Genomic DNA, 25,000 nt, shown 5'->3' with positions numbered 1-25,000 from the left:
TTTGGATTGAGTGGTATTGGGTGTGTTTCCTTGAGATTTCGCGGTTTAACGGGGATAGACAGCGGGTTTAAAAACCACAAACCCTACGGTTCAAGGTAAACATAGAGACACCATGTTGGGTGCCCGCGCACGGGGCTAGAGGGCGCAAAAAAAATCTTAAAAATCTCTCGAAAATGCGGCGAAACTGGTGTGGCCAGAACCCCGATGCGCCCCCAACCGCCTCCGTAAAGGTTGTTCTGCGCGCACCTTTAAAGAGATAAGGCACGTTCCCGGTGGGGAATGTGCCTTATCTCTGGTTCTCTCAACTCTCATCCCTCTGTGGGGTGGAGGAGGTTAGTGTGCGGGGTATTCCCCACGCTGCAGTGCATCAATCGAGATGACGTTTGAAGGAGTATCACCCAGAACAGCCTTACCGATCTCGGCAAGCTGCTCAACCTGCTCGGGGGTGAGGTGATCGAAAATTTGGCGGCGTACTTCGCCAACATGGCTGGGTGCGACTTCCTGGATCTTCTGCTCGCCTGCGGGGAGCAGGTGGCAGATGCTCACACGGCGGTCTTCAGCACTGAGGGAACGGCGGACGTATCCATCCTTCTCCAAACGCGCTACGACTCGTGAGAGGCGTGCGGGAAGAGTGTTCGTAGTGATTGCCAGCTCGGTCATGGTCAGGGAATGATCCTTGGACTCGGAGAGCATTGCGAGCACCATGTATTCAACGAAGCTGATGCCAGCCTCGGTTTGTAGCTGATTCTCTAGCTTGCGGGTGAGGCTGAAGATGATGGAGCTGATAAAGAGCCAGCCTTCTCGCTCTTGCGGGGAGAGCCACTGGGTGGATTCGCTGTGCGAGGCATTCTCCGGCTGCTGCGCAGACGTGGTTGGTATGGACACGAGATTGGTTCCTCTTTTATCGGATATGGAGCTCTCTTAAATAAAGAGAGAAGTGGCGTGTTGGCACCCATTGTAGCGAAAGGTCTGACTAGGTGACTCAAAATTGGTACGGTCAAGTAATGGTTGACACTTTGGTGCTAATTTTTTGAGGGGTGCTAGGGGTATCTTTTTGCACGCGGTGACTGCAAATACCCAGGGTAAGCAAGTGATATGCGACATATTTAAAAAGATTTCTGGTACAAGTATAGACGAGACCATACCAAGAAGCACCTCCGTGCATAATGCCAACTTCCGCGGAATATCAGGGTTTTTTGGGTGGTGGAAGAAAATTCTCGGGCCGGCAAAGAGTGTTCCGAGGTCGAAAAATAACGAAACGGTAACAAAAATTTTAAAAAAATCTCGGTTTTGGCTTTGCAACCGTAATGAAACCGTGTACACTAATTACATAACGGGGTCGAAGGAAGCCTCCGAGGCGAGACCGGAAGCTCGCTTCGATAGGTTCGACTCTCTATTTATCGGTGATTGTCGTCGGTGTACGAGTAACTCGTATTTCTACCGACGGATGTGCGGTGCGGGTGCAGTTCGTGGTTGGGCTGCATTCCGTACCGTATCTTTTTAACTCAAATTTCTATCAACTCACTCTAAGAGCATCCAATGGTCGGGTGCTCTTTTTCTTTACCCTCATATCGGCATCAGCAAGAGCGCTGTACGAGCCGGGGGAGGAGCATACGAGGAGGCGCAAACACCTGTGCTGTTATGTAGCTATACAAGTGTGGCTACGCCGCCTGGCTACACTGCGTACCTGCGGTATTGTCGTGCCGTATCGTGCCAGGAGTGTTATCCACAGGGGTTATCCACAGTGTGGAGAACTTACGCTCGTGTGATTTGGTGGAGCGGAATCGAGGCTCGCCACGGGCCCAATTTAAGAGCTCTGCAGAAAAATTCTTGTAATTACAGGCTTTCACAGCCGTTAAAACCGAGGGCAAGTTCTTAAACAGAAGACCTTTTCACCTTTAAATCCGCGGAACGCCAGAGTTTCCACACCTGTGGATAACCCTGTGCACTTAATCCACCGCCTCCGGCGCTAAGCGGCGTGTAAGGGGGCTCGGCGTCCCTGCCGGCGCCCAATATTTTGGCTAGTAGAAGGAAAAATGCCCCGAGTGAGGGCGAAAATTCTGTAGTTTATCCCCCGCACATCCCCAAAAAGAGGTGTTATCCACAGGGGTTATCCACAGTGTGGAGAACTTACAGCACTGTTATTCACATGAGTGCATACCCTGTTATTTCAAGGCAGAATAGGGTGCCGAGCCTGAAAAGCCTGTTGATATACAGGGTTATCCACAGGTGTGGGGAAAAGTTTCCGCCTAAAATCCACAGTCCTGCACGGGTTGGTGCGCACATGTGACGCTCCCCAATTCATGAAAGGTAAAGTAAACGCTACGCTGGTAATCTTTAATACGAGCCAAGTTTTCTAATGAAAGGCATCATCATGGCTGAAAAGTACACTCTCCCCGAGCTTCCCTACGACTACGCGGCGCTCGAGCCCCACATCTCCGCAAAGATCATGGAGCTGCACCACGACAAGCACCACGCAGCATACGTTGCAGGTGCTAACGCAGCTCTTGAGCAGCTCGAAGAGGCACGCGAGAACGGTGCGTACGGCAACGTCTCCAAGCTCTCCAAGGACCTGGCGTTCAACCTGGGTGGCCACACCAACCACTCGATTTTCTGGAACAACCTGTCCCCCGAGGGTGGCGACAAGCCCACCGGCGAGCTGGCAGCAGCAATCGACGAGTTCTTCGGCTCCTTCGACAAGTTCCGCGAGCACTTCACCAACGTTGCACTGACCATTCAGGGCTCCGGCTGGGCAATCCTCGCGTGGGACACCGTTGGCAAGCGCCTCATCATCGAGCAGCTTTACGATCAGCAGGGCAACATCTCCGTTGCACTGATCCCCGTTCTGCAGCTGGACATGTGGGAACACGCATTCTACCTGGACTACCAGAACGTTAAGGGCGACTACGTCAAGGCATTCTGGAACATTGTGAACTGGGCTGACGTTCAGGCTCGCTTCGAGCGCGCAGTGTCCCAGACCAAGGGCCTGGTCCTCTAATCTAAGTTTTCGTCAGCGCGGTGAAGTAGCCGCGGTGAGATAACTGAAACGGGTGCCCGGCGCCTCCATATTCGGAGGTGCCGGGCACCCATTCGTTTAACGGCTTAATCGGGATGCGCCCGTAGTTTGAGCGTGCTGATGTAACAACTGGGATGTGAAATTTACAAATATGGAGATTTTGAGTGACAAAATGTAACTCTTCAGCAGATTTTGTCACTCAAAATGTAAAGTTCACACCGGAGTACATACATGATTGCTATGTAACTTCGTCCTAGCTGTACTGGATGTTTATTCCCTGCCTTAGATGCACAGCAGGGAACCCTAGAGTGCCAGCGTGCGGTCAATGCGGATGCGGCGGCAGAAATCCTCATCATGGCTCACCACGATGAGCGCACCGGTGTAGGCTTCGAGTGCCTGCACCAACCAATCCACCGAAGAAATATCGAGGTTGTTCGTCGGCTCATCCAGCATGAGTAGCTGCGGTACCGGATCAGCCAGAAGCACCTGCGCCACCGCTGCGCGGAAACGCTCACCGCCGGAGAGCTCACCGGTCTTATGGTGCACGCTCTCGCGACGGAAAAGTAACCGCGCCAGCTGATCACGAAGGTGCTGTTCGCTCACCCCGGGGTTTGCCCGCTGCACGCTCTGCAGGAGAGTCAGCTGTGGATCCAAGCTAATGCGCTGCGGAATATACGCCCCCTCGATGCAATAGTCGACGCGATAGGCGGGCTGTACGGGGGAGAGGTAGTCCGCCTCGCCGGCGTGGGCAATTGCCTCAAGGAGGGTGGTTTTGCCACTACCGTTTGCACCGGTGATGCGCAGGTGCTCGGGGCCGCTGAGAATCAGGTGCTCGGGGTGCTCTGCTGGGGTTCCCTGTTGGCTCTCGCTATCAGCCTCTGCGGGCGAAAAATGCAGAGAATCAACCTTGGTGGGTTGCTGAACGGCAAATGTTTCACGTGAAACTGGGTGGCTATCAACCCTGCTCAGCTCCAGCACCTTACGTCCCGCGGGCAGGGGCTGCTGGCTCAGCTCTGCATAGATTTTCTCCTGTGCCCGCACCTGCTCCTGAGCCTTCTGATACGCCTCCTGAGCCTGCTCCTGCTTGCCGATGCGCAGACCGCGAAGCTTCACCGCCGCCTGCCGTGAGGCGTCCTTGGCGAGGGCAAGAATCGTATCCGGCTGGTCATCTTTCCACACCTGCGCCATGTTCTTCGAGATAATCTCCTGCGCATGCACCCACTCACGGTGCGCAGAACGCACCCGGTTCTTCGCCTCGGTGACGCGACGCTGAGCCGCCTGCTGCTCGGTGTCCAGCGCCTGCCGGTAGGTGCTGTAGTTACCCTCGAAAAGGCGCAGATGCGCCACCCCCTGGCGGTCGGCGTGAAGCTCGGCAATCACGTTTACGCGCTCCAGTAGATCGCGGTCGTGGCTGATAATGAGCGCCGGGCAGGGCAGCGCCTCCAGTGCCGTGAAGAGCTGGGCTTTCGCCGCGGAGTCAAGGTTGTTCGTCGGCTCATCGAGCAGAATGAACTCGGGGTCAGAAATCATCAGCGAGGCAAGTGCGGCAATGACCGCCTCACCACCGGAGAAGCTGCGCATACTGCGAGCAAAGAGTGCGCGAACCGCCTGCGGGTTGTCGCGATCAATCAGCGCCGCCGGGGTGAAGCCGTAGGTCGCAAGAGCCGCCAGGGTTCGCTCCTCAACGTCCCAGTTATCCCCGATGGTTTCGTAGAGTTCGGGGGAGTATTCGCCGGATTCCACTGCTTGCAGTGCCCGCAGAATCTCGGAGATTCCGCAGAGCTCGGCTAGGGTCTGCTCCCGATCCAGACCCATATCCTGAGGTAGATACGCCATGTGTTCCGGTGCCGCCAAAGAGCCGGAATCCGGGGTCAAATCACCCAAAATCAACCTCATCAGGGTGGTTTTTCCGCAACCATTGTCACCAATGAGCCCGGTCAGAGGTGCCGAAAACACCGCCGAAAGGTCCGCAAAAAGAGGAGGCTGGCTCGGGTGCGCAAAGTGTAGGTGGGCGATGCTAACGTGCGCCGCCGCATGGGAAGCGGCATGTGAACGGGCATCGCGGGAAGAAGCGGAACGGGGAAAGATTGCCTGCGGCTGAAGTGCGTGTGTCATACGAGCTCCTTGAGGTATGGATGCTCGGGTGCTCTCAAACTCCGACGGTGGTGCGTTGCAGTAGTGTGCCGGCGGTTTGGGGGTGCCTATGCTGAGCGCGTGGCGGTAAGAGGATCGCCCCAAAAAGAGCGCGAAAAAACCCGAGCGTAACGGTGGATGTACCTGTGCCCGGGTGCGTGCGCGCTGACAGAAATACGCAGGATAAAGCGACTATACGGCTGTGCCTATAAAGCTGCTGCGTGAGCGCGCGAAAAAAATTCTGTGAGGTCCGGGCTTATGCTCGGTGGGTCATTTCTTTGATGCCTCCTAGATTCCGAAGGGCACCCCGGTCGTGCCTTGGGTGGCTTCGGTCAAACATTGCGTTCAGCCTCTTAGGTTGCCCCACGGTGGGGCAACACGGATAAAGAGCTGAGGTCTCCAGCATAGGAAGCGCACGGGTGCTGAGTCAAGCACCCCCACGCAAAACCCGCCGACAAGGGGCGATGCAACCGGTGATGTAATCCCAGAAGACACAAAAGGAGGGGCGACACCACTCGGTGCCGCCCCTCCTTTTAGGCATTAAATCTGCGCGCGTACAACGCGCGAAACGCTATTACGCCTCGTGGCGCTCACGGTACATGCCCAGCGGGCCCGCATCCGCGTACGCTTGAGCGTCGTTGTAACGGTACAGGCGCGGCGGGCGGTGGCGGGTGCCCTCCACGCGGCGGCCGGTGTCAATAATCGACTTCGACGCCGCAATCTGGCGGCGGAAGTTTGCCGGATCCAGGGTGCGACCCAGAATCGCCTCGTACACCTCACGCAGCTGCGCCAGGGTGAACTCCTCACCCAAGAAAGAGTGCGCAATACGCGAGTACTCGACCTTGTTCTGCAGACGGTAGAGCGCGTACTCAATGATTTCGTTGTGGTCGAATGCCAGCTCGGGCAGTTCATCCACCGGGAACCAGCGGATGTTCTCGTGCACGCGAGTGTTCGCAACCTCGGTGGCGGGAATCGACGCCCAGTACACCACGGAAACCACGCGCTCATGATCAGTACCGGGTGCCGGTTCGGGCTCGCCCACAACGCGGGCGGCGCGCGCCTCGGGGGTGCGCAGAACGTCGCCGAATGCGTAGAGCTGCTCCAGGTAGCCGGGCTGCAGGTTGGTTGCGCGCTTCAGGGTCGAAGCGGCTGCCTCTTCGAGGGAAAGATTCGGGTTGAGCGGACCGCCAGGAAGCGCCCACTGGCCCTTATAAGGCTCGCGGAGGCGGCGAACCAGCGGCAGCCACAGGGTCGGGTGGGTCTCGTTTTCCTTGGGACGCAAAGCTAGAATCACGGTCGAGACGGCGAGGGATACAGAGGTGTGGTCCACGTCGTTGTGCTCTTCGACGGCGACTGCGCCGGGAAGAGGCTGAGATGCGATGCTCATTCAGGCCTCCTGTGCGAATGGGTATCGATAGGTGTGCATACTCTACCCATTTTAAGGGGTTAATAGGGTAAAAATGCACGCAAGGCACCCGCTGACCCGAAAACCGGTACCATCCGCGTCGTGTCAAGGGGAAAAGTTCAGGTACCGGACACACCAAAGCGCCTCTCCTGTCTGTCCAATAGGACAGACAGGAGAGGCGCTCCAGCGTCTACTTATGCAACATCTAACTATGCAGTTTTAGGTGCATATCAGGGGTGCAGATTAGTCGATCTGCAGCTCGCCCATTGCTTCCCAGTCGTCGCCGTCGATCAGGCGAGAAATAATCTTCGGGGTTGCAGTCAGCAGCGGACGCATGTCCTTCATAGCCTGCTGGAAGTGGTCAGAGTTCACGTGCGGGCCAGCTGCATCGTCGTTGAAAGCCTCGAGCAGAACGAACTCGTTCGGGTCCTCAACACTGCGGGACCACTCGAAGAACTTGTTGCCTTCCTCGGCGCGGGTTGCCTCGGTGAAAGCGCGGGTCTTCTCAATCCACTGGTCAGCGTATTCGGGCTTGACGGGGAACTTTACAGCAATGAAAATCATCGGAACTCCTTGGTTGAAGAGTAGATACGTACCCTTCCAGTTTAAGCCCCGGGTGCTCGCCGGCGCTGAAGAATAGGGTTTGAGGTAGCGGTTTTAGCTTGTGGCTTTAACCGCTGTGTCGAGTGGCTTTTGTGGTTTAACGAGCCGCCGCCTTGAGTACCTGCAGGGCGCGTTCGAGTGCCGCACGGTCTGCCGCGATGGCTGCAGCCCTCTGCGGGCTGGCGGAGTCGCCTCCGAATGCCGCGTTGTAGTACATGCCGTCGCCCAAAAGCAACACGGTGCGGGCAATCTGTTCATCACCCAGCTCAGCGAGGACGAGCGCATGCCAGCCATCCTGTACGCGACTCATGGTCTGCTGGGCGAGCTCATTATTGTTCTGCGCCAGGCGGCTGAGGGCAATGAGGGCACGGTCGAACGGGGTGTTATCCGGCGTGGAGGAATTGATGTAGTAGGCGCTTGCGCCCTCGGGCGCCTGCTCCATTGCCGCGAAGTCCTCTTTAGCCAGGGTGAGGGTGCGTTCTGCGAGCGCCTCAAGTAGCGCCTTCTTGGAGGCGAAGTGGTAGAGTAGCCCGCCCTTGGAAACCTTCGCGGCGGTGGCGACGGCATCGAGGGTTGCGGCGCGTTCTCCCGAGCGAATCAGCAGGTCGACGTAGGTGTCGAGGATGTGTTCGCGGGGGTTGGTGGCGCGTTGTTTTCGGTGGTTGGGGGTGGTCATGTGTACCAGTCTAACCGCTTGAAACTATACCGTCCAGTTGGTATAGTTAATCTTCGTTTATGGCCCCGTCCGGACCCCTAAAACCTCACTAAAAGACCTAGCCCAAAAGACAGGCCGAGCTGATGCCGCCGCGTCCGCCGCATCAGCCGACACCTTATAGACGCACGAAAACAACCCATGACGAATCACAATCCGCACACCACGGCTCTGCCCATTCACGCCCCCGACCAGAAGACCAAGCGCTGGGCGGCACTCGGTGTGCTCATGCTCCCGGTGCTCCTGGTCTCCATCGACAACACAGTGCTTGCCTTCGCGGTGCCCGCAATCGCTAAGGCGCTGAGCCCCTCCTCCGCGGAGCAGCTGTGGATCGTTGACTCCTACTCCCTGGTGCTCTCCGCCCTGCTCGTGCCCATGGGCGCTATCGGTGACCGCATCGGTCGCCGCAAGCTGCTGCTCATCGGCTCGACCGGCTTCGCGGCAATCTCTGCGCTCGCGGCATTCGCGCCCTCCGCGCTGATGCTCGTGGTTGCCCGCGCCCTGCTTGGCATTTTTGGCGCCATGCTCATGCCGGCAACCCTGTCGATTATTCGCAATATCTTTGTGGATGCGACCGAGCGCCGCATCGCTATTGCCGTGTGGGCTTCGGGCTTCTCGGCGGGTGCGGCGCTGGGCCCGATTGTGGGTGGTTTCCTGCTGGAGCACTTCGACTGGGGTTCGGTGTTCCTGCTCGCTGTGCCGATTCTGATTCCTCTGCTGATTCTCGCCCCGATTATGGTTCCCGAGTCGAAGGACCCGAACCCCAGCCCGGTGGATCCGCTGAGCATCCTGCTGATTATGACCGGCATGACCGGCATTACCTTCGGTCTGACTCACACCTCCGAAACCGGGTTCGATGCGGTGGCTATCAGCACCATCCTTGCCGGCCTGTGCTTCATTGTCCTGTTCGTGCTGCGTCAGCTCAACCGCGAGAAGAACGATATTCAGCCCATGCTGGATGTGCGCCTCTTCCGCAACACCGTGTTCACCGGCGCGATTACCGCAAACCTCATCTCCATGATGGTGGACGTTGGCTTCATCTACTTCGCCTCCCAGCACCTGCAGTTGGTCTCCGGTCTGCCGCCCATGTACGCCGGTATGCTGCTGATTCCCGGTACCCTGGCGATCATTATCGCCGGTCTGGTGATTGCGCGCGTGGCGGTGCACTTCCACCCGGCGCAGGTGGTGTCTTTCGGTCTGGCGCTCCACGCTGCCGCGTTCGCGGTGCTCGCCTTCCTGGGTGCGCACAACGACTTGGTGATTATCCTGATCTTCATTGTGCTCGGTACCGGCATCGGTATTGCGCAGACCATTTCGAACGACCTGATGCTCTCCAGCGTGCCGCCGCGTAAGGCTGGTGCGGCATCCGCGATCTCGGAGACCTCCTACGAGACAGGTACGGTGCTCGGCACCGTCATCATTGGTGGCATGCTCACCGCCGTCTACCGCGCAAATGTGGTTGTACCCGACGGCCTGGATGAGACTCTCGCCGACCACGCCCACGAAACCCTCGGCGGTGCCGTGACGGTCGCAAGCCAGGTGGGTGGCGAGCAGGCGAACCAGCTGCTCTCCTCCGCATTCGCTGCCTTCGACTCCGGCGTGGTGCTGAGCTCCGCATTCAGCGCCGTGCTCATGGGTGTTATGGCCGTCATTAGCTACTTCATGATCCGCAAGGCACCGCGCGAAATGAAGCCCGCTGACCACTAATTCCGCGCACTAACTCTGCGCGCTAACCCAGCGAGCGCACTAATTCGGAACACATAAGCCCCGCCTCCTGACGCTACCGCAACATCGGGAGGCGGGGCTTTTTTGAAACCCTTCCACCTGCGCATTTAAAGGTTCAGCACAGGTGCCGGTGGTACGGTAAAAACAGCGGGCTCGCGCCCGCAAAGGACGCCCCAAAAAGACGTCCTGAAAAGACGCGCTGACAAGACCGAGGAACCAGCGGCTCCACACAACTCAAGGAGGAACGCCACCATGGGACTCAAAGACTGGATAGCACCCTTCATTACACTGCTGATTGGTGCCAGCACCATCTTCATTTCCTACAAGAACTACCAGGCGCAGGCGGCGGCAAAACCCTCCGAACTGGCACGCCTAGAGCTGTGGAGCAAGCTACTGACCGAAGCTGGCATGGATATCAGCGCGCTACCTGACCCGGAGAGCCTCACCTCCGACCAGCGCGTCGTCCTCGAAAACTACCGGGTCTTCCTCAAACGTGCCTCCCTCGAATCGAAGCTGCGTAAAGTCGGCATCGACAGCAACCGCGTGTTCAGCCTGCTCATGAAGCGTGCGCACTCCTCCGTGAAGCCCACGCCCATCCCCATTGGCGACTCGATTAGCTACTACCGCCTGATTCTACGTGCTCTGCTGTACATTTGGGTTCCGCTGGCCGTGATTTTCATCGGCGTGCCCATCATCGTGGTCACCATCGCCTACCTGATTGGCCTGTTCACGAACCACCGCGGCAATCTGTCTGACTTTGCACTCTCCCCGCTCGCCGTGGTGCTCCTGATTGTTGGTGCGGTCGCCGTCGGTGCCCTCGTGTACCTGCAGAACCGCATTATCTACGCGATTATCGCGAACAACGTGTACTTCTACTTCTGGGATATTTACGGCTCTAAGAAGGGCACCCGCGATTCGAAGCATGCCTACAGCGAGCGCCTGTCGGCTAAAACCTACGCCGACCAGCTGTTCTTGGGTCAGCAGGAGTTCGCCCAGCAGTTCCGCGAAAATATGTACATGGCGGGTATTCAGGAGATTGACGAGTACCCGCGTGTGCTCAGTGATAGCGTGATGCTACCGCGTAACTACCGGGTTGTTGAAACTACCGAGGGTGAGGACCGCATTGACCGGGCGGTGAACTGGGTGCGTTCCAAGATCGGTTTTGAGCGTCTGGAACCGCGCATCATCTACACGCTCGAACATAAGGACGCGCACAAGGATGCGCAGAAGGACTCCGCGCACGGTGAGCCGGTAGCTACCGAGCAGGGTGTTTCTGGGCAGCCCGTAGAGACTCCGGCTCAGGATCAGCAGGAGGATGCGCAGAAGGCTCCGGAGGCACCCGCCTCGGAGGATCCCATCGTTGCGGAGGTGCCCGTTGGCGCGCCTGCCGAGGATCCGGCTGATGCACCCACCGAGCCCGTCACCGGAGACGCCACCGAATCCTCTGCCGTATCTGGGGTATCTGCCGCATTCGGAGAGGATGATCCCACGGAGGTGTTCAACCCCATCACACAGAACGCCGCTATCGGCGAGAAGGCTGACGGTGAGAAGCCTAAAAACTAAATAGCCGCCCGGAACACAGAAAAACCCCGGAGCACAGAAAATCCCCGCAGTGCCGGAATCCGGGCATGAGAAAAGGGTCGCAGCCTACGAATCGCCATTGAATCGTAAGCGTGCGACCCTTTTCCTTTCCCTTCAAGGAGGAGCAGAATCGGAGGTACCGCCCGACCAAGAAGAGCCAAATGATGCGCCCCTCCACCAGTAGAGGTTGCCTGGCAGAAGAACCCGCAAGAGCGGGTCGGCAGAGCGCCCGGCAGAGGAGGCATCACGCGTGAGGAACCGCCCCTCAACCCACAAAAGAACAGGTTGAGCCCGCCAAAGAACGGGTTGCCCAAAGAATGGGTTGAGGGAACAGAAAACCCCGAGCTGGCGTATCTCTTGAATCTTCAGAAAATCCTGTATCTTCAGACAATCTTGTCTCTTCAGAAAATAACTACATCTCGGGGTAGGGGAGGGCGATTCGCGCTCCGGGTGGGACCTACCCTCTCCCACCCGGAGGCGAATCGTGGGGATGTTCGCAGTGTCATGAATACATCCCACTGAAATCCCTAACGAAAGTTTGGGGTTTCAGTATGAGCGGTATATGAGCTTACCGCTGTCTATGCCGCAACCTCGGGGTTACGGGAGATAACAACCTTCACCACGTTGTGCTCGGCAGCGTGGCTGAACAGGTCGTATGCCTCCTCGAACTGGTCGAAAGTGAAGCGGTGGGTTGCCATTGCCTTAGCGTTCAGGCGACCGGAGCGGACCATGTTCAGCAGGTTGCCGACGGTATTGCAGTTGACCAGGCCCATGTTGATGCGAACGTTAGAAATCCACATGGTGTTCAGGGGCAGCTCAACGGGCTTGCCGTGCACGCCAGCGTTAGCGATGTTGCCGTAGGGGCGAACAATCTTGGTGCAGGTCTCGAAGGTCTGCGGAACGCCCACAGCCTCAATTGCCACGTCCACGCCCAGGCCGTCGGGGGAGAGAGCCTTAATCTTCTCGATGAAGTTCGGGTCTCCCGCGTTGACCTTATCGGTTGCACCCAGCTCCAGTGCCTTGTTCATGCGGTTCTCGTCGAAGTCGACGGTGATGACGCGGCCGGCACCGCAGAGGTTAGCGGTCATGATTGCACCCAGACCCACGGGGCCTGCACCCACGACAGCGACGGTGTCGCCGGGCTTGGTGTTGCCGTTCAGAATACCGATCTCGAAGCCGGTGGGCAGTGCGTCGGTGAGGAAGAGGACGTCCTCATCGGTCAGACCCTCCGGAACCAGGTGGACCGAGGTCTCTGCGTAGGGAACACGCACGTAGTCTGCCTGGGTGCCGTCAATCATGTAACCGAAAATCCAGCCGACACCACCAACGGTCTGGCAGTGCGAAGGCTGGTTCGCCTTACAGTAGGAGCACTTACCGCAGCTGGTCACGGCGGGGATGATGATGCGGTCGCCGACCTTCAGGTCAGTCACCGCGGAGCCAACCTCGGTAATGGTACCGACAGCCTCGTGGCCCAGGATGCGTCCGTGGTCCACCTCGGGGCAGTCGCCCTTCAGGATGTGCAGGTCAGTACCGCAAATGGTGGTGGTGTCGACACGGGCGATAACGTCCGTGGGCTCAAGAATGGTGGGGTTCGGGACTTCCTCCCAGGCGCCCTTCTGGTCGGGGCCGTGGTATACATATGCCTTCATGATGACTCCTTCTTTGAAGCTCTAATGAGGGTGCAGTGACTGCTTTATCACTACATGTATCAACCCATAAGAAATATTTGATAGGTTGTATTTTCATTAAACCCGACGTGTTGAATTATGCGCTTTTATTACGCGGAGTGTATCTTTTGGTTCTTTAAACATGAACATGATTCACTTTGGGTATTTAAGACCTGTAAAAAACGCACGAGGCGCACCCCCCCAAACAGGGATGCGCCTCGTGCGTTTAATCGAGAAAAGTTGGGTTGAGCCCGGGTTGAGCTGGGCTTAGCTCTTCAGCTGCGCACGTGCTCGCGAACGAACCGCCGTCACGGCCCACACCAGCACAAAAGCCGCCACCATCGACAGCACAATCGTGCCACCGGTCGGCAGGTTAAACGCCCACGACAGGTACAGGCCAACAATCGAACAGATACCGCCAAACACCGGCGAGAACACCATCATCGACCCCAGTCGGCGGCACGCCAGGCGGGCTGCCGACGCCGGAATCACCAGAAGCGCCAGCACCAGCACATTACCGAGCGTCTGCAGACCCAGCACCACAGAAATGGTCACCAGAACGTACAGCACAATATCCAAGGCAAGCACCGGCAGGCCCATCGCGCGGGCACTCTCACGGTCCAGGCTGACCGTCACAATCTGGCGGTGGAACAGCCACAACACCAGCAGAATAACGGCACCCATAATCGCCGCCTGGGTAATGTCCTCATTCGAAACACCCACAATCGAGCCGAACAAGAAATCCTGCACCGACCCCGAATAGCCCGGTGCCAATGAAATAATCACAATACCCAACGCAAAAGACGCCGCGAAGAAAATACCGATCACGGAATCCTCGCGTAGCCGCTGATTCTGGCTAAAAATAGCGACCAGAATAGCCGTCACCACGCCCGCCGTCAGGCCACCCACCATCAGGTTGCCGCCCAACACGAACGCCACCGCAAGACCCGGGAACACCGAGTGCGCCACCGCATCGCCAATGAAGACCATGCCGCGCATCAGCACGTGGCAGCCCACCACACCGGTAACCACCGACGCGAGCAGCACCGCCGCCAGGGCACGCGGAAGAAACGCCAGAGACGGGTTGAACAGGTCGGCAAGAAAATCGATAGGAGTAATCAACGGGCACCCCCGGTAGAAGCAGTATGGGCGGGGGAGAGAGAATGATCAGAAGCGCAGGAATCAGGCAGCTCGTGGCCGTACTCATCCAATGCACCACCGGCACAGGTGAAGCCCGTGCGGGCGTGGCCCTGCGCCTCCTCAATATCGTGACCGTGCAACCACGTATGCAGCTGCTCCAAGCTAAAGGAGTCCGCCGGACCATCCAGGTGAATATTGCCGCGCACACCGCACAGACGCGAGCAGGACTCACGCGCCGCCAGCATGTCATGCGTAGACATCAGAATCGTGATGCCCTCGCCCGCCAACTCACGGTACAGGCGGGTCAGAGTGGTCTGAGTCGGCGCGTCCACGCCCGTAAACGGCTCATCCAGCAGCAGCAGGGAGGGGTTCGCCGCCAAAGCGCGTGCCAAAAGAACCCTCTGACGCTGACCACCGGAAAGCTCCGCAATGGAAGCATCCTGCAGGTGCAGAACATCGGTGCGTTCCATCGCCGAAAAAACCTGAACCCAATCCTTCTTCGCCGGGCGGCGGAAGAACCCAATCTCACGCACGCGACCGGTCATCACCGTGTCCTTAACGGTCAGCGGAAAATCCCACTGGAACTGGTGCTTCTGCGGCACATAACCAATATGCGCACGCGCCACACGCGGCGACTCACCCAGCACCCGAACCTGACCGGACGCCGGGCGAATCAGACCCAAAATGGTGCGCAGTAGCGTGGTCTTACCGGCACCATTAGCACCAATCAGACCCGCAAACTCGCCACGCTCCAGGGTCAGGGACAGATCCTTGAGGATGGAACGGCGCGCGTAGCCGGCGTACAGGTTTGAAATCTCAAGAACGGGTTCAGTACCCGCTGTTACCGATGCGCTCACGAACGGTCACCGCGCATTTCATCCAGAGCCTCACGCTGCGCGGAGGAGCGGCGACGGAACGAAAGGAACGCGCCTACGGCGATCACAGCTGCCACGCCTGCGGCAATAGCACCCCAGGGGATAGTGAACTCTGCCTTGTAACTGCTCTGGTCGCTCGCCGCGGCGGCAGACGAAGAACCGGACGCCTGAGTACCGGCAGACTGGGAAGCAGAGTTAGACGAAGTGCCGGAGGATGCAGAAGAAGCCGAGCCCGAACCGCGCGCCTGCGCCTCCATCGCGTACAGGGCATCAGCGCTCGCGGAGTCACCCACCGCAAACTTCAGGTAGCGGGTATCAGACACGGTCGAACCGTCAGAGAGCTCAGCGCTCGCGGTGACCTTCAACAGGTACTCGCCCGGAGCGGTGAACACCCAGTTCGCGTGGGTGTGAGTGTTCTTCTCAACCCACAGCTTCTGCGGCTCGCTCTTGGTCGAGGACCACAGCACCTGCGGTGCCGAGAAGTTGCCGTTCTCCAGGTACAGGCTGAACGTGCCGGGGCCGCTCACCTGCTCCAGGGTCAGGTTCACGCCGCGGTTCAGCTTGGACACCAGCTGCGGATCCTGAGTGTTCCAACCCGGCCAAATCACGCCCTTAGTTTCGGTCTGCGGAATCACGTACACCTTAGAGCCGGCGGGCGCACCCACGAAGGAGTAGCGCGGGTCGTTCGGTACCTCAAGGATCGCCTGGTCGCTACCGCGGTAGATGACCTCGTCCAGGCTGCGCCAGACGGGGGTTTCGCCGTGGTCGTCGTGGAGCATGAGCTCAAACTTGCCGTTGTTGAAACGAGGACCCATATCCACGTGACCGGCAGAAATTTCGGTGCGGCCGGATGCGACCGGCTGCTCCGCCGACAGGGTCTGGGTGAGGGCACGCTCGCCGCGGCTGAGGTTGCTGTCGCTCGGCTGAGCCGAGGCGCTCTCAGCGGTTGCCGGGGTGGTCTCCGCGTGTGCCACACCCAGGGGTGCGAGCATGAGGCTGGCGCCCAGAGCCAGGGCGGGCAGGGCGCGGCTACGCGAGGGGCGGGAGGGGGTGGTTGAGTTCATCATGAGGACTTCCTTGGATCATGACCGAAACGGTGTGTGAAAGATTATCTATATGCTGATACGGCTATATGAGCTTGTGGGTAGCTTAGAACCGGGTTATGAGGTGCTTGCCTCCGAGCAACTAGCACCCGAAGAATCGCCGCCAGAGCCATTGCCAGAGCACAGTGCAATCGTGTGAGCATTCGCCAACATCATCTGCGCGTAGTGAGGAGCCTGCGCATCCAGGGTGTCCGAATAGAGCACCCCAGTACGCACCTGAGCCTCCCGAGCAAGCTCCGTGAGAACCGGTGAACGCATCGCCGTGGACTTGTCCAGATAAATCGCTGGAACCTTCAAATCCTCGACCGTGCGACGCAGGCGCTGACGCTGCTGAATACTCGGTTCGCCGCTGGCACTGGCGCTCACAAAACCGGCAATGTGCAACCCGTAGGTGCTCGCCAGGTAGCGGTAGCCGTCGTGCGTGGTGACCAGGTTGCGTGCCGACTCCGGCAGGCCTCCGTACACCTGACGCAGCTGAGCGTCCAGGGCATCAAGCTCCTTCATGACCTGCTCGGTGCGGGTCGCGTACTCGCTCGCACCCTCCGGGTCGGCGGAGGTGAGTGCGTCACGGATGACCTGCACGCTCGCCTTCGCGTTCGGCACCGAATGCCAAATGTGCGGGTCAATCTCGCCGTGCACGTGCTTGCCCAGAACGGCCTGCGCCAGCAGGTACACCTGACCGCGATGCTCCGAAGCACCCGAACGCAGGAAACGGTAGCTGCCGCCGGCGGGCACCTCCTGCAGGGTGCGGGAGGGGACCGCCACCACGGTGCGGTTCAGTTCGTACTCTACGGCGCCCTGGGAGGAATCCGCGCGAAGCACGAGCCTGCCGTCGCCGGTACGTGCCGTAATATCGGCGTGACCTGCAGAAAGAACCTTGATCTCGGCGGCAGAAATGTTCTGTTCCTTCGCCAGACGGTCCACCAGCTCCTGCGGGTCACGACCGACCGCGCAGTACAGGGTGCCGCGCGAAGAACGCACCGACTCCGGCGCATTGACCGCGGTGGCGCTCAGCTCAATGGCGTACTCGCCGGCATCACTAAACGCCCACGACAGGTGCGTATGCGCCTGCAACGGAAGCTCCAGCGAACCCATATCGCCGGTGCGGACCGCGGTGTCCCCCTCACGGGTGAGGTTCACGCCGCGCGCATGCGAATCGCACAGCATCTCCACCGCGCCGAAGGTCTGCGTAATGAACGCCGCCAACTGCGCATTCGACGAATCGGTAGAGGTGCGCGCCCGCACGCTCTGCACCTCAAAGCGCATGCCTGCATCCGAAGAGTCGGCGGGGGCAGATTCGTTCTGCCCGCCCTCTTCAACACGCAAACCCAGCCAGATGGAGTCCAGGGAAGCATCCTCAACAATGGCTTCCAGCTTGCCGCCGTACTGTTCAATCTTCTCCGCAACCGCCACGGACACAACGCCGGCGGGCAGGTTCGCCTCAACCATTTTGCTGAGCTTACGCTGCTCCAGTAGCAGACCGTTCGTCAGGGCACAGCGGGCGTAGGCGACATCGCGGATATCGCGCAGGCTCGGCTCATATGAGTGCGGGTCAGCACCGGCAGGCACCAGAGAGTGCACGCTGGCGCGCTCCCCGGCAATCTGCTGAGCCAAGTCCGCCAGGATCGGGGTCGTGGCGACCACGCGCATCCGGTCGGAGGAGGCGTTCACGGTGCTGGCGCATCCGCTCAGCGCGAAGGCACCAGCCCCCACCCCCGCACCCACCGCAATGCGGGAGGCGAGGGTGAGGGCGGTACGCCGACTATAGGTGTGCGCGCCGGTATGCCCGCTATGCGGTGTCACCGCTGCGGCCCTTTCGGCGTGCCGAACGCAGAATCATGGCACCGAGTGCCAGCGCCAGAATGGAGGTGCTGACCATGAACGGGTCGATGACCACACCGGTGTTCGGCAGCTTGCCTGCCGCGGCTGCCTTCTGGGCGTTGGCGAGTTCCTGGCTGGTCAGGGCGCAATCCTCACCGGAGGCGGTCTTACCGACGATGCGCACCTTCGATCCGTCGGGCTTGGTGACGATGCCGGTGGCTTCGTCTACGGTGCCGTTGACGGGGTTCTTTGCGGTGCTCTTCTCGCCGCCGTTGTTGGCGCCGTTAGCGCTGTTAGCGTTGCCGCCGTCCTGCTTGGCACCCGCCGCACCCTGCGCGTTGTTGCTTGCCGGGGCGTTATCGGGGTTGCCGACGGTGAAGTGCAGAACCGATTCGCTGCTGACCTGCTGACCGTTCTTCAGGCGTGCAGTCCAGCCGATGGTCACGGTGTAGCGACCCTCGGCGGTGAACACCCAGTTGCTGTGCTGGTGGGTGTTTGCAGGCACCTGGAAGGAGCCGCCGCTCCGCGAATCGAAGACCTTCTGACCGGCGGAACCGAAGTTGCCGGAGAGGAAGGTGGACATGGTGCCGGGGCCCTCAAAACCGTTGAGGCTCATGGTGACGGGGCCGTCGAGCTGCTTGAGCAGTTCGGGGTCCTGAGTGCTCCAGCCGAGCCAGGGCACGCCCTGCTGCTGGGTTGCACCGATCATGTGCACGGGGGTACCCGCCGGGGCGATGTTCTCCATGCCTGCGGGCAGGTTAATCTTCGCGGCGTCATTGAGTACGAACTCGAGGGCGCCGGGGGAGACGTGGCGGGCGGGGCTGGTACGGTCGTCCTTCACGCTGCTGGTGAGGTTGCCGCCGTTGAGGATCGGGCCCACGTCGAAGTGGCCGTGGGTGACTTCTTCACGGCCGCTGTGCTCAGCGGTATTGACCACGGCGAGGGTGGGGATGCTGGTCGGTGCCTGGGCTGCCTGATTGCTCTGCTTGTTGTCCTTCTGAGCGTCCTTAGAGTCCTTGGCATCTTCCGCGGGAACCTCGGTGGCGATGCACTGCTGGTTCAGGCTACCGGGCAGACCGGAGGACAGCACACCGTTGCCGGTAATGCCGCCGCCGTTGCCGGGTGCGGTGACGTTCTGGGCGTTGGAGCCCTTCACGCTACGGGAGCTGCCGTTATTGCCGCCGTCCTTGTTTTTACCCTTGTCAGAGCCGTTATTGGTGTTGTCGGTGCCGCTGATGGCGGTTACACCGGATCCACTCTGGGATGCCTGCTCACCATTCGCCGCCGCCTTTGCGCCGTTCGGGTCGGTCACCTGCGCGGCGTTCTGGCCGTTCACGGATCCATCCACGCGGCGAATACCGGTGGATGCGCTCGCCTCAGCAGAAGCACTCGCCTCAGCACTTGCGGAGGTAGATGCGCTGGGGCTGCTGGTGGCGCTCTCGGTAGCGGTGGCGCTCGCCTCGGGGGTAGTGGTTGCCTCGCTCGTGGCGTCCTTGGTTGCTTCCTTTGCGGCGTTCTGCGCGTTCAGGAGCTTGAAGCCGTCCTCAGCGTTAGTGCCCACGGCGATGGTGTAGGTCGCCTCGGAGCTGACCGGGGTGCCATCCGCAAGGGTTGCGGTGGCGCGGAAGGTCAGCTGGTAGATGCCCTTGCGGGTGAACGCCCAGCTGAGGTGCTCGTGGCCGCCCGCGGTGATGGTGTGCGGTGCGAGCTGGTCGTTGGTGCTGAAGACGCGCGGGTTGTCGCGACCGGATTCGGTGAAGACTTCGGCGCGGCCGCCTTCGGGTACGCTGCTGCGCACGAGTTCAAGGTTGATGGTGTTGTCCTTGAGCGCGCCGGGGCGGATTCCTTCCGCACCGAGGCCGGGGTAGAGCAGGCCGCGGGTGCGGGTGGAGGGAATGTAGAAGATGTCGGTGCCTTCGGGGGCAATGTAGTCGTAGCCTGCTACGACCTTGGTGTGTGCATCCTCGACGTCGGGCAGGTGGAAGACGGTGCGGGCGGGGTTGAATCGTCCCTGCTGGCCGGGGCCGGTGTCTGCGAGGGTGGCGAGGGTGAACTGGTTGCCGTCGAGGAAGGCGTTGAGCATTTCGGTGTGTACGCCCGCGATGACGTAGTCGCCTTCGTAGTTGACGTAGGCGCGCGACTCGGTGCCTGCCTGGGTGCCGGTCTGGTTTTCCTGCGCCTGGTTTTCCTGCGCCTGTGCGGCGGTGAAGGTGCCGACCTGGGGCAGGGCGAGGGGCGCCCCGAGTGCGAGGGTGCATCCGAGGGTGGTTGCGCTGAGTAGGCTCAGGGGTTTGGTGCGTCCTTGCATGGTGGCTCCTTGGATGACTGCTCGTTGGCTGGCGCGTTGCCCGGTGTGTTCGGGGCCCGTTGCTTTCGGGGCTTGCCCGATGCTGGGTCCGGCGGCCTGTTGCCGGTTTCTCCCCTGCGTCCGGGGTGCGCTCTGCCGTGTTTTTCTCTTTGTGGATGTACGTGGTGTGCGTTTTTGGGCGCGCCTCGGCGCACACGTGTTTCTGAGAATCACTATACTCACTTAGGTTCTAAATGACAATTATTTGCAAAAGAGCTACCCTAGGAAATAGAAAAATGAGAAAGGTTGTCATGAGCTCTCAGAAGCAGACCCAACGACGGGTCACCACACACACCCCCGCACTCTTCATCCCCGGCGGCAAGCCCGCCCTCCGCCGCGCAGCCGCATTCCTTTCCGCCGCAGCGCTGCTCGCGCTCGCCGGCGCTGCCCCCTCCCTGCCCGCCGCAGCAGGCCCCGACGACGGCAAAATCGTCACCACCAAGGGTCACGTTGACGCCCCCAAGGCATACTGGGACGAGCAGAACGGCACCTTCGTCCTCATGAACGAGGCGAACCCCTACAAGACCGGCGCAGACACCTACGAACTGGACAAGACCGTTAACTGGGTCGGCAAGGGCTACAGCACCAGGGACGGCAAGTCGCAGTACACCATGACCCTGGGCGACTCGCCCTCCCTGGCGTTCCTCGGCGAACCCGGCCAGACCCTCTACATGGCACCGCACCTGACCTACGGCAACCAGGACCCCATCTGGGCTGGCCTGGGCGCATCCACGAAGGTGCCCACTGAGCGTTTCCGTGACGGCGTGTTCGCTACCGACATTCTCTCCGTTGAGGGCCCCGGCCGTATGGAGCTCTTCCGCTACAACCCGGACGACGCCCCCGCCGACGTGTACCGCATGCTTTCCAGCAGCTCGACCGGCTGGCACTCCTGGCTGCTTGACAAGGGTAGCCACACCCACAACACCACGACCTTCACCCGCCCGGGCCGCTACGTGGTCACCTACCGCACCGTGGCGCGCTCCACCGACGGCCGCATCATTAGCTCCAAGCCGTCGAAGCTGGTCTGGCAGGTTGGCGGCATGCAGCCCGTGCTCGGTGACGGCACCCCCACCGCCGTACCCACCGTTGACCGCTACAACGCGGCACCCGTCGGTGACCTGGACGCCGCAAAGTACATGCTGTCCGTGGCACCGCACCGCCTGGATGCCGACCCGGCTAAGAACAAGGATGCCGACGACAAGCTCAGCGACATCACCTTCACCGCCGCGAACAAGAACCTCAAGGGCACCCTGACCCTGTACAACAACGGCTACTTCCTGACCGACCTGCCGGTCGTGAACGGTACCGCCACCTGGTCTGAAATGCTCGGTAGCGAGGGTTCCCAGCTGCAGGCGGTCTTCACCCCCGACACCTCCGACGAGAATAGCGCGGAGGCGTCCCGCTGGATCTCGCACAAGCTCACCTACGAGCCCGGTAAGGCTGAGAGCGTGTACAGCGACGACGGTAACGGTTCCTGGCCCGAGGAGATCCCGGATCAGGCGAACACCGTACTCAGCACCCAGCAGTACACGCCGACCAGCATGGACTACGACGTAACCGTCACCCCGAACGGCAACGGCTTCAGCACCGTTGAGGTCCGCTTCAAGGACCCGAAGGTGCGCGGCTTCATGCGCGGCGGCTTCTACGCCCAGGATGACCCGGTCTACCCGTACCTCGACCTGGAAGGCTCCGTCGAGGATGGTGTGGCGCGCTTTACCTTCCGTGATGAGTCGTTCTACAAGGGCACGGCTCTGCGCGTGAAGATGCTGACCCACCCGGATATGAACGCTTCCGCCTCCACCACTGAGGTTGCGGCGAACTACGAGCCGGGCACCAAGTACACTGCGCACGGTGCTTTGGCTCCCGATAGCGCACCCATTAGCGATGCGCCGAAGCCTGCTCCGGTGGATCCGTCGCCGAGCGCTGAGCCTACCGTCGCGCCCTCTGCCGAGCCTTCTGCTGAACCGAGCGAGGCTCCTTCCGAGGCTCCGACTGTTGAGCCCAGCACCGTTCCGTCGGTGTCCCCCAGCGAGGTTCCGACCGTGCCTGCGGTGCCGACCGCCTCCGCAGAACCGAGCGTACCTGCTCCGGCGCCCTCCACTCCGGCACCCTCTAGCCCCGCGCCTGCGAACCCGACCCCGAGCGCCCCTGCTCCGACTAGCCCGGCACCGTCTGCGCAGCCGTCCACCCCCGGAACCCCGGGTAACCAGTGCGTGCCCGGTCAGATTGACGGCCGCACCAAGATTTCGCACGGCCACCTGGACATTCAGGCGACCCTGAAGGATCGCCAGCTGTCCGTGGGTCTGCGCGATGACAGCGGCATCATTGATGCTGATTCGACCGTGCGCCCGCTCGATTCGGTCGTGTGGACGGTCAGCGAGAACGCCCGCCGTGTGCGCACCGAACGTATGGCTGATGAGAAGCTGAACTTCATGGGCCCGGTCGGCACCGCCTTCTACGGCCTGCCGCAGACCCAGCAGAGCGGCCTGCCCTGGCCCGGCTACAACACGCAGGACATTGACTACTCGCAGCTGCGCGGCCCCGTGCGCCTGCACGTGGTGCCGAAGGTCATGCCTGAGGGTGCGCGCTTCGGCATGTTCACTGAGTCGCTGAACGGTGCGGATGTGCTGCTGGACTCGACGACCGGCAAGACTACGATCGACATTGATTACGCGACGCACGCACACGCGAACTGGGTGTTCTCTGAGCCCGGCCAGTACATGTTTGACGTGCACTATTCTGCGACTCTGGCTGATGGTACTGAGGTGAACAGCCCGGTGCAGCAGCTTGCGGTTGCTGTGGGTAAGAAGGCGTCGGATGCGTGCTCCTTTGAGACTGCCGTGCCGAAGGACCCGAATGCGGCTAAGGACGACTTTAGCGGTGTGCGCCGTGTGGATTCGGCAACCCCGGGCGGTACCGCTGGTGCTAACCAGCCCGGCTCCGCACAGTCTGGTGCCGCGCAGGGTGGTCAGTCCGGTCAGGCTGGTGCTTCCGGTGCCGCCGGTGATGTGAACGCGCAGGGTTCCTCTGAGGGTTCGGCTGATGGTTCTGCTGGCGGCGTGTACCCGGGTGGTATTTCCGGCGGTGGTACCGGCGGCGGCTCCCTGGGTCAGTCCGGTGTGTCTGCTGCGTCGGGTGGCGTGAGCTCCCAGCAGGGCGGCCTGGCGCGTACTGGTTTCGGTGCGGTGTCTGTGGCTGTGGGCGGCGCACTGGTGCTCGGTGCCGGCACCGTGATGGTGCTGCGTTCCCGCCGCCGCGCCTCCTAGCGCTCGCCGCGTGAGGACACGCTGATACGGTGAAGCCCCCGCGGCTGAGAGGATGACTCTCGGCTGCGGGGGCTTTGTTTTTAATTTATGAGGTTGTTATTCTTTGATTTCTTCAAAGCGGGTCGTAGTAAAATCCCGCTCTTTATTAGTTGAACGATTCGACACATGGAATAGGTATTTTTTGCCAGGCTTGACGCTCTCAACATACTCGGGAATCTTGCGACCTTCCGGAGGAGTAATCATTGTGAGCGTGCCGCACTCTTCCGTCTCAAAAAGACCTTTGGGTCTAATATCATTCATGCCGCTTACTGTTCCTCCGCGCGGTACCGAATATGCCTTAGTCACGGTACAGGTTGCGGTAATGCCATCACTGTCATCACGTAAATGTTGAGGAACAACAAAAACATGTATACAGCAAGCATTATCAAAAGGGTCAACCCTATTATTTGGCGGCGAGCATAATTAATTTCCATCGGCTCCCCTATTTATAACTTAGTGGAAAAAGGTAATCTCATTAAATGTCCCACTTCTTTAAATCAATCTTATTAAAAATTCCCTGTGCTTCCTTTTTCTTATCTTGGCGTCGATTAATCTCGTACCTAATAATAATGTAGGGGATAGAAGCAAAGGACAGCACCAAAATAATTCCCCAGAAGATACTAAAGATGGTATCTAGCATGTTTTACTCCGCCTCCTGAACAGCGGCATTGGAAGAGGAATCCTCGTCTTCCTCCTCGGGAATGGTGATACCCACGGTGATGTACTTCTTCACCGACCACCCATTCATCGCTACCGAGGCAGCAAAGAACAGCGCAGGCAGCAACTCCAGACGAACCAGCGAATAGCCCACATACCCGAGCGCAATACACCCAGCCAAACCAGCCACGCCAATACACACGGCACGCAGGGTACGGTACCCCTCAGATCCCTCCTCAAAGCGGGTGCCCTGCAGGTAGAAGAGGCCCTCACGCACAACACGCAGGAACCCAGGGGCCAGGAAAAGCGCAACCGCCAGAGCCACCGGATCATAGCCTGCAGTCATGAAACTAGTCAGAGGAACCACGAGGCACAGAACCGTGAAAATAGCCGCCGACACAACGCCCACACGGGTTGAGCGCCTATTCATCTGCTCCATGCGCAGCAGGTCAGGAATCTCATCATTAGGCTCGATGCGGTAGATGAGGAAGGCGACGATGATTAGCCCGCCAACCATGTACCAGGAGGCAAAGTTCGTCTCAGGGGTCCACGGAGCCGGGTCCCCCTGGAGTACACCGAAAGCCGTCAGAACCGTCAGTACAATCAAGCCCACCGCGTTGATGGAGTAAACGAAAATAAAGAAGCGGTGGAAGAGGCCTCCGGTCGCTTTATAGCCAATATTTTCAGCGTTAATCATATCTATGTAAGCAAGATTCAGAGGGCTTAAAACGAAGAACAGCGCACCCCAAGGCCATACCCCAATAACGGCCATCACTAGAGATGCAAGAGCTATGAAGCTAAAGCAGAACCACAGGAAGATTAGCCATAGGATTCTGAAGGTTTCAGAGATAGCGTTCATGCTATTTCCCTTTCAATTATTTGGACTCTGCCGCGGCGCGGTCGAGGATGC

General features: G+C 59.8%; 17 protein-coding genes. 4 read left to right on the top strand and 13 right to left on the bottom strand.

Translation table 11 applies throughout. The annotated features are described in order from the left end of the window. Positions 1–333: 333 nt before the first annotated feature. Positions 334–885 (bottom strand): MarR family winged helix-turn-helix transcriptional regulator, encoded by a 552-nt coding sequence (locus tag HMPREF2527_RS00395; RefSeq protein ID WP_080975570.1) that lies wholly within the window; start codon positions 883–885, stop codon positions 334–336. Positions 886–2,374: 1,489 nt separating this feature from the next. On the opposite strand from HMPREF2527_RS00395, the gene HMPREF2527_RS00390 reads away from it, so the two are divergent. Further along, positions 2,375–2,998 (top strand): superoxide dismutase, encoded by a 624-nt coding sequence (locus tag HMPREF2527_RS00390; protein WP_044150883.1) that lies wholly within the window; start codon positions 2,375–2,377, stop codon positions 2,996–2,998. A 321-nt stretch (positions 2,999–3,319) separates the two neighbouring features. On the opposite strand, the gene HMPREF2527_RS00385 is transcribed toward HMPREF2527_RS00390, so the two are convergent. The 4 genes from HMPREF2527_RS00385 to HMPREF2527_RS00370 all read right to left on the bottom strand — a co-directional run bounded on the left by HMPREF2527_RS00385 (position 3,320) and on the right by HMPREF2527_RS00370 (position 7,833). Then, positions 3,320–5,131 carry an ATP-binding cassette domain-containing protein gene (locus tag HMPREF2527_RS00385; RefSeq protein ID WP_049360716.1) on the bottom strand — a complete coding sequence of 604 codons (1,812 nt, stop codon included), beginning with the start codon at positions 5,129–5,131 and terminating at the stop codon, positions 3,320–3,322. Positions 5,132–5,723: 592 nt separating this feature from the next. Beyond that, positions 5,724–6,536, bottom strand: a complete 813-nt coding sequence (locus HMPREF2527_RS00380; RefSeq protein WP_070505485.1) for an NUDIX hydrolase — start codon at positions 6,534–6,536, stop codon at positions 5,724–5,726. Between the two features lie 261 nt (positions 6,537–6,797). Further along, positions 6,798–7,118: a putative quinol monooxygenase gene (locus HMPREF2527_RS00375; RefSeq protein WP_049333773.1), complete on the bottom strand. Its 321-nt coding sequence runs from the start codon at positions 7,116–7,118 to the stop codon at positions 6,798–6,800. Positions 7,119–7,254: 136 nt separating this feature from the next. After that, the gene (locus HMPREF2527_RS00370; protein ID WP_070505483.1) at positions 7,255–7,833 is read right to left on the bottom strand and encodes a TetR/AcrR family transcriptional regulator; all 579 of its coding nucleotides are present in this window, start codon (positions 7,831–7,833) and stop codon (positions 7,255–7,257) included. 177 nt (positions 7,834–8,010) lie between these two features. Here HMPREF2527_RS00370 and HMPREF2527_RS00365 point away from each other — a divergent pair, with 177 nt between their 5' ends. Next, a complete protein-coding gene (locus tag HMPREF2527_RS00365) occupies positions 8,011–9,576 on the top strand; it encodes an MFS transporter (protein WP_049338178.1) in 1,566 nt (521 codons plus the stop codon). A gap of 270 nt (positions 9,577–9,846) precedes the next feature. Then, positions 9,847–11,157, top strand: a complete 1,311-nt coding sequence (locus tag HMPREF2527_RS00360) for an NADH dehydrogenase (RefSeq protein WP_070505481.1) — start codon at positions 9,847–9,849, stop codon at positions 11,155–11,157. A 596-nt stretch (positions 11,158–11,753) separates the two neighbouring features. Here the strand turns inward: HMPREF2527_RS00360 and HMPREF2527_RS00355 are convergent. The 6 genes from HMPREF2527_RS00355 to HMPREF2527_RS00330 all read right to left on the bottom strand — a co-directional run bounded on the left by HMPREF2527_RS00355 (position 11,754) and on the right by HMPREF2527_RS00330 (position 20,089). Continuing rightward, positions 11,754–12,824, bottom strand: coding sequence for an alcohol dehydrogenase catalytic domain-containing protein (locus HMPREF2527_RS00355; RefSeq protein ID WP_070505479.1), 1,071 nt, complete (start codon positions 12,822–12,824; stop codon positions 11,754–11,756). A 285-nt stretch (positions 12,825–13,109) separates the two neighbouring features. Next, the gene (locus HMPREF2527_RS00350) at positions 13,110–13,964 is read right to left on the bottom strand and encodes an anchored repeat-type ABC transporter permease subunit (RefSeq protein WP_049357170.1); all 855 of its coding nucleotides are present in this window, start codon (positions 13,962–13,964) and stop codon (positions 13,110–13,112) included. Continuing rightward, positions 13,961–14,839, bottom strand: coding sequence for a metal ABC transporter ATP-binding protein (locus HMPREF2527_RS00345; RefSeq protein ID WP_070505477.1), 879 nt, complete (start codon positions 14,837–14,839; stop codon positions 13,961–13,963). The genes HMPREF2527_RS00350 and HMPREF2527_RS00345 overlap by 4 nt, the downstream gene beginning before the upstream one ends. Continuing rightward, positions 14,836–15,924, bottom strand: coding sequence for a choice-of-anchor M domain-containing protein (locus HMPREF2527_RS00340; RefSeq protein WP_070505474.1), 1,089 nt, complete (start codon positions 15,922–15,924; stop codon positions 14,836–14,838). Before HMPREF2527_RS00340 ends, HMPREF2527_RS00345 begins: the two co-directional genes overlap by 4 nt. Positions 15,925–16,017: 93 nt before the next feature. Beyond that, the gene (locus HMPREF2527_RS00335; protein ID WP_070505472.1) at positions 16,018–17,763 is read right to left on the bottom strand and encodes an anchored repeat ABC transporter, substrate-binding protein; all 1,746 of its coding nucleotides are present in this window, start codon (positions 17,761–17,763) and stop codon (positions 16,018–16,020) included. After that, positions 17,750–20,089 (bottom strand): TIGR03773 family transporter-associated surface protein, encoded by a 2,340-nt coding sequence (locus tag HMPREF2527_RS00330; protein ID WP_070505470.1) that lies wholly within the window; start codon positions 20,087–20,089, stop codon positions 17,750–17,752. The genes HMPREF2527_RS00335 and HMPREF2527_RS00330 overlap by 14 nt, the downstream gene beginning before the upstream one ends. A 290-nt stretch (positions 20,090–20,379) precedes the next feature. On the opposite strand from HMPREF2527_RS00330, the gene HMPREF2527_RS00325 reads away from it, so the two are divergent. Further along, entirely contained in the window at positions 20,380–23,394 is a 3,015-nt protein-coding gene (locus HMPREF2527_RS00325; protein WP_070505467.1) for a choice-of-anchor M domain-containing protein, read from the top strand. 96 nt (positions 23,395–23,490) lie between these two features. Here the strand turns inward: HMPREF2527_RS00325 and HMPREF2527_RS00320 are convergent, their stop codons facing one another. Further along, the gene (locus HMPREF2527_RS00320; RefSeq protein ID WP_070505464.1) at positions 23,491–23,694 is read right to left on the bottom strand and encodes a hypothetical protein; all 204 of its coding nucleotides are present in this window, start codon (positions 23,692–23,694) and stop codon (positions 23,491–23,493) included. A 382-nt stretch (positions 23,695–24,076) separates the two neighbouring features. Continuing rightward, a complete protein-coding gene (locus HMPREF2527_RS00315) occupies positions 24,077–24,787 on the bottom strand; it encodes a hypothetical protein (RefSeq protein WP_070505461.1) in 711 nt (236 codons plus the stop codon). Between the last annotated feature and the right edge of the window lie 213 nt (positions 24,788–25,000).

This window comes from Rothia sp. HMSC071B01 (genome assembly GCF_001808945.1).
Lineage (GTDB): Bacteria > Actinomycetota > Actinomycetes > Actinomycetales > Micrococcaceae > Rothia.
This window is presented reverse-complemented; position numbering and strand designations above follow the sequence as displayed.